Genomic DNA, 5792 nt, shown 5'->3' on the forward strand with positions numbered 1-5792 from the left:
CCTTGTTCGACCAACTTCAACTCGACGTCCCCACCAAAGAGCCCTTCGACATCGCCTCGTAGTGCCAATTTCGATCGCCTGAACATCGGCAAATCAATGACTTGCGCAAAAATATGTCGAACTCGGGTGCCCAGCGGGCAGGGACTGGGCACGGATTTCACGCCGCGCGTTCACGACCTCGGCACCCAAGGTGGCAGGCTGCTCTACAGCGGTCCGCAAGCCCCGGAGCACAGTACGTTCCAGGAAACGCTGACGCTGGATTTTCCCGGCCGCCGCTGGGCCTTGAGCTTTGCCTCGCTGCCGGCGTTCGAGCGTGCCCAGCGCAACCTCACACCACAGATCGTCCTGGCCTCCGGCTTGGCCCTCACATTGCTGCTCGGCGCCGTGTTGGATTTGCTGCGACGCAGCGAAATGGCGATGCGCGAATCCCTGAAGCAGAAAGATCTCTTGTTGCAAGAGGTTCACCATCGCGTGAGAAACAACCTGCAGCTGGTGCATAGCCTGCTCGACCTGCAGGCCGACGCCATTGGCGGCGGCGAAACCCTGACACGGCGGCGCGCGATGCGCAGGCGCGGGTACGGGCCATGGCCCTCATCCATCAGGTGCTCTACCAGTCGCATGATTTCGCCCCGGTCGATTTCGGCAACTGCCTTGAGCTGCTGCTCGGCGAACTGCGCCAGACCCTGGGGCATGAACGCATCAAGGTATCGTCCGAAGTCCAGCCCGTGACACTGGACCTCAAAACAGCCATCCCCTGTGGATTGCTGACCAGCGAGGCCGTCAGCAACGCCTTCAAACATGCCTTCCCGCTATTGATGTTTCCCAAATTCGTGACGGTCCAAACCCCTCCCCACCCCAACCCTCCCCATGCATGGGGAGGGGGCGCCTCCTCCCCCACCGCGTGGGGGAGGTTGGAAGGGGGGAGCTTTGTGCGCCGCTTTGCGTCTGTCGCACATTCTGAAAATCTCAATAGGACGCGAGGGGATGATCCAGGTGCGCTTGAGCCTCACGGATGCGGGGGTCGAGCTCATCCAGGGCTATTTCTACGCCAGGCCCATGTCGGCCGGACAACTCGTGCGGTGGCAGTTGTCGGCTACCCTTGCATCATGAGTTCGACGCTGCAAGACCGTCTGGTGGTGGCCATCTCCTCGCGTGCCCTGTTCGATTTCGAGGAGGAGAACCGCATCTTCGAAGAATCCGACGATGCGGCCTATATGCGCCTGCAACTCGACCGCATCGAGCGCCCGGCCCAACCCGGCGTGGCATTCCAGCTGGTGCGCAAGCTGCTCGCGTTCAACACCAGCGACGCCGAGCGCGATCGGGTGGAAGTGGTGCTGCTGTCGCGCAACGACCCGGTGTCGGGGCTGCGCGTGTTCCGCTCGGCGCGGCATCATGCCACGCCCATCGACCGCGGCGTGTTCACCCGCGGCCGTCCGCCCTACCACTATCTGCACGCGCTGCAGGCCAACCTGTTCCTGTCCACCAACACCGACGACGTGCGCGCGGCGCTGGCTGCAGGCTTCGCTGCGGCGCAGGTCTACCCACAATCCGCCCACGCCTCGGAGGCGCACCCGACCGAGGTGCGCATCGCCTTCGACGGCGACGCCGTGTTGTTCTCCGATGAAGCCGAGCGCGTGTTCCAGGCGCAAGGCCTGCCCGCGTTCCAGCAGCACGAAGCCAGCAAGGCGGCGCTGCCGCTGCCGCCCGGCCCGTTCAAACCCCTGCTCGAAGCCTTGCACCGGCTGCAAAGCGCGGCCAGCACGGGCGCCGTCGCCATGCGCCTGCGCACCGCCCTGGTCACCGCCCGCAGCGCGCCGGCGCATGAGCGCGCCATCCGCACGCTGATGCACTGGAACATCGCGGTGGATGAAGCCATGTTCCTCGGCGGCCTCGACAAAGGGCCCTTCCTGCGCGAATTCCAACCCGACTTTTTCTTCGACGACCAGACCGGCCACGTGCAGTCCGCCTCGCTGCATGTGCCGGCCGGCCAGGTGCACGCCGGGATACGCAGCGGGGGCTGAGCGTGCCACCGCGGCATCGTGCATCGGCAGGCCAGGCTGCATCGGTTCGCTGCGTCAGCCGCCACGCCGCAGCCCGTACGACCCAGACTTTTTGCGCGACCCATGGACACCAGGATGGACCCCAAGCTGCAAGCCGATTTCCTCGACGCCGTCTCACGCTCCAAATCCTTGAGCCAGCGCCCCGACCCCGCCACGCTGCTGCGGCTTTACGCCCGGTACAAGCAGGCGTCCTCGGGCGAGGCGCAAGGCGAGCGTCCCGGCGCGATGGATTTTGTCGCCCGCGCCAAGTGGGACGCCTGGGCGGCCATGCGTGGCCAGGATTCGGCGCAAGCCATGGCCGAGTACATCCGCCAGGTGCAAGACCTGGAAGCCGCGGCCTGAGTTCGGGCTGCCGCCGACCCAGGCCGCTGCCCGGCAGACACGCGGGCCGAGCGGCGATAATGTGCACATGATCTCCCTGTCGTCCTCCAGCCTTTTCCCACGCGTCCAGCGTCGGCATTGGCGCAAGCCAAGCGCCTGATACCCCCTGCGCCTGCATGGCGCTCGCAAGATTCCCGCCCACGCCTGACGCTCGCACCTCGCGGGCCTCGGCGTTGGACCCGAGGCGGAATGGACCGTTCGAAAACCTCCCACAGGATCCCAGACATGCTGCTGATGATCGACAACTACGACAGTTTCACCTTCAACCTGGTGCAGTACTTCGGCGAACTCGGCCAGGACGTACGCACCATTCGCAACGACGAACTCACCCTGGCCGAGATCGAGGCGCTGGCGCCCGAGCGCATCGTCATCTCCCCAGGCCCCTGCTCCCCGGCCGAGGCGGGCGTGAGCGTGGCGGCGCTGCAGCACTTTGCCGGGCGGCTTCCCATCCTCGGCGTCTGTCTGGGGCATCAGGCCATTGGCGCGGCTTTCGGCGGGCAGGTGGTCCGCGCGCAGACCATCATGCACGGCAAGACCAGCGCCATCTCGCATGATGGCCGCGGCGTGTTCGACGGCCTGCCCAGCCCCTACACCGTGGTGCGCTACCACTCGCTGGCGATCGCCCGCGATACGTTGCCCGCCTGCCTGGAGATCACGGCCACGACCGAGGACGGCGAGATCATGGGCGTGCGCCATCGGCAGTACGCCATCGAAGGTGTGCAGTTCCATCCGGAATCCATCGAAACCGAGCATGGCCACCACCTGCTGCAGAACTTCCTGCGTCCGTCCGCGCGCTAAAAACGCCATCTGGAGTCTGCCCCATGCCTATCACCAATCAGGAAGCGCTGGTGCGCGTGATCGAGCACCGCGAGATTTTTCACGACGAGATGCTGGCGCTCATGCGCCGCATCATGACCGGGGAGATGTCGCCGGTCATGATGGCCGGGCTGATCGCCGGCCTGCGCGTGAAAAAGGAAACCATCGGCGAGATCACCGCCGCGGCCATGGTGATGCGCGAGTTCGCCACCAAGGTGCCGGTGGCCGACGCCACCCATCTGGTCGACATCGTCGGCACCGGCGGCGACGCTGCCCACAGCTTCAACATCTCCACCACCAGCATGTTCGTCGCCGCTGCCGCCGGCGCGCGCGTGGCCAAGCACGGCGGGCGCAGCGTGAGTTCCGCCAGCGGCTCGGCCGATGTGCTCGAAGCCTTGGGCGCCAACATCCAGCTCAGGCCCGAACAGGTGGCGCAGTGCCTGGCCGACACCGGCATCGGCTTCATGTTCGCCCCCAACCATCACACCGCGATGAAGCACGCCGCGCCGGTGCGCAAGGAGCTGGGCGTGCGCACCCTGTTCAACATCCTCGGGCCGCTGACCAACCCGGCCGGCGCACCCAACCAGCTGCTGGGCGTGTTCCACCCCGATCTCGTCGGCATTCTGGTGCGCGTGCTGCAGCGCCTGGGCAGCCAGCATGTGCTGGTGGTGCATGGGCTGGATGGCATGGATGAAGTCTCGCTGTGCGGCGAGACCATGGTCGGCGAACTCAAGGACGGTCAAATTCTCGAATACCGCATCCACCCCTCCGACTTCGGCCTGAAATGCTGCACCTTGCAGGACCTGCAGGTGAAGACCCCGCAAGAATCAGCCGGGCGCATGCGCCTGGCGCTGGACGATGTGGACGGCCCGGTGCGCGATGTGGTGCTGTTCAACGCCGGCTGTGCGCTCTACGCATCAGGGCTCGCCATCTCGCTGTCCGACGGCTTGGAACTGGCACGCAAGGCCATCGCCACGGGCCAGGCACGCGAGAAACTCGAGGCCTTTGTGGCGTACACGCGCGAACTCGCTGCATCGGTTGCTGCTTCCAGCGCGGCTTCAGCATGAGCGACATCCTGCAGCGCATCCTGGCGACCAAGGCTCGCGAAATCGCGGCAGCCCGCGTCTCGCGCCCCTTGTCCACGCTGCAGGCCGAGGCCCGCGCCCAGGGGCCGCGGCGCGGATTTGCCGCCGCGATGCAGGCGCGCGTGGCAGCGGGCGGGGCGGCCGTGATCGCCGAGGTGAAAAAGGCCAGCCCCTCCAAAGGCGTGTTGCGTGCGGATTTCCGTCCTGCCGACATCGCCGCAAGCTACGCCAGCCATGGCGCGACCTGCTTGTCGGTTCTCACCGATCGTGACTACTTTCAGGGTGCGCCCGAATATCTGGTGCAGGCGCGTGCGGCCTGCACCTTGCCGGTGCTGCGCAAAGACTTCATCGTCGACGCCTACCAGGTGGCCGAGTCGGCGGCCATGGGAGCCGACTGCATCCTGCTGATCGCCGCTGCGCTGAGCGACACGCAAATGCAGGAACTGGAAAATTGCGCCTTGACATACGGCCTCGACGTGTTGGTCGAAGTGCACGACCGCGGCGAACTCGACCGCGCCCTGTCGCGGCGCACGCCCCTGATCGGCGTGAACAATCGCAATCTGCGCACATTCGAAACCCGCTTGGAAACCACGCTCGAACTGCTTGCCGCCATGCCGGCTGGCCGCCTGGTGGTCACGGAGAGCGGCATCCTGTCCCCTGCAGACGCCGCCAGGATGCGCGCCAGCGGAGTTCACGCCTTCCTCGTGGGCGAAGCCTTCATGCGAGCGCCTGATCCCGGGCTCGCACTGGCGAACTTTTTTGCCACCCGCGAACCTGCTTGAACCGGTTTGCCGACAGATTTCAGTTGACAAATCCTACGAACAACCTGAGAATTTTAGGTTCGCCTCGGAGGGGTGCCCGAGTGGCTAAAGGGGGCAGACTGTAAATCTGTTGGCTTACGCCTACGTTGGTTCGAATCCAACCTCCTCCACCAAGCGAAACCGCTGATTCCTGCTGAAGTTCGTCGGCCACGGTGCACATGGAAGCCCTGGCGCCTGGCAGATCGACGCAATTGAACTCAGTTGGGCGCGTGTTGATTGGTGCGTTTGTTGGCCGAGGCGGGAGTAGTTCAATGGTAGAACCTCAGCCTTCCAAGCTGATGGCGCGGGTTCGATTCCCGTCTCCCGCTCCACCCTGGACGCTGCGGGAGCGGTTCGCAGCCTCGGTTCGAGTGGCGCAGCAGTCGGTTTAGGCAGTACCCCATTCGCCCATGTGGCTCAGTGGCAGAGCACTCCCTTGGTAAGGGAGAGGTCGCGGGTCCGATTCCCGCCATGGGCACCACATTCAAGTTCAAGTCTTCAGTTCCAGTTTTAACCCATCACTATCGTCTTCAGGAGCATTCATCATGGCGAAGAGCAAATTTGAGCGGACCAAGCCACACGTGAACGTGGGGACGATTGGCCACGTGGATCACGGCAAGACCACGCTGACGGCGGCCATCACCACGGTG

Annotated in this window: 7 protein-coding genes, 3 tRNA genes and 1 pseudogene; all 11 read left to right on the forward strand. The window is 65.0% G+C overall.

The genetic code is table 11. The features are described from left to right. Positions 1-417: 417 nt before the first annotated feature. Positions 418-522: pseudogene (locus tag ACYCUK_RS22945) on the forward strand (histidine kinase dimerization/phosphoacceptor domain -containing protein); the annotation flags it as partial. A gap of 462 nt (positions 523-984) precedes the next feature. After that, a complete protein-coding gene (locus tag ACYCUK_RS22950) occupies positions 985-1110 on the forward strand; it encodes a hypothetical protein (RefSeq protein WP_461596928.1) in 126 nt (41 codons plus the stop codon). Beyond that, positions 1107-2021, forward strand: a complete 915-nt coding sequence (locus ACYCUK_RS22955; protein WP_461596927.1) for a 5'-nucleotidase — start codon at positions 1107-1109, stop codon at positions 2019-2021. Before ACYCUK_RS22950 ends, ACYCUK_RS22955 begins: the two co-directional genes overlap by 4 nt. Positions 2022-2123: 102 nt before the next feature. Continuing rightward, the gene (locus tag ACYCUK_RS22960; RefSeq protein WP_461596923.1) at positions 2124-2402 is read left to right on the forward strand and encodes an acyl-CoA-binding protein; all 279 of its coding nucleotides are present in this window, start codon (positions 2124-2126) and stop codon (positions 2400-2402) included. Positions 2403-2666: 264 nt separating this feature from the next. Next, complete coding sequence (locus tag ACYCUK_RS22965; protein WP_461596924.1) at positions 2667-3239, forward strand: anthranilate synthase component II; 573 nt, start codon at positions 2667-2669, stop codon at positions 3237-3239. 23 nt (positions 3240-3262) lie between these two features. Beyond that, on the forward strand, positions 3263-4324 hold the full coding sequence (trpD, locus tag ACYCUK_RS22970; RefSeq protein WP_461596925.1) for an anthranilate phosphoribosyltransferase: 1062 nt from the start codon (positions 3263-3265) through the stop codon (positions 4322-4324). After that, a complete protein-coding gene (gene trpC, locus ACYCUK_RS22975; RefSeq protein ID WP_461596926.1) occupies positions 4321-5124 on the forward strand; it encodes an indole-3-glycerol phosphate synthase TrpC in 804 nt (267 codons plus the stop codon). Before trpD ends, trpC begins: the two co-directional genes overlap by 4 nt. 66 nt (positions 5125-5190) lie before the next feature. Next, positions 5191-5276, forward strand: a tRNA-Tyr gene (locus tag ACYCUK_RS22980). Between the two features lie 124 nt (positions 5277-5400). Beyond that, a tRNA-Gly gene (locus ACYCUK_RS22985) sits at positions 5401-5474 on the forward strand. Between the two features lie 74 nt (positions 5475-5548). Beyond that, positions 5549-5623, forward strand: a tRNA-Thr gene (locus ACYCUK_RS22990). A gap of 64 nt (positions 5624-5687) precedes the next feature. Further along, the coding region (locus ACYCUK_RS22995; protein WP_459724403.1) for a GTP-binding protein at positions 5688-5792 on the forward strand (105 nt) is incomplete at its 3' end.

It is taken from the genome of Thiomonas sp., assembly GCF_054608695.1.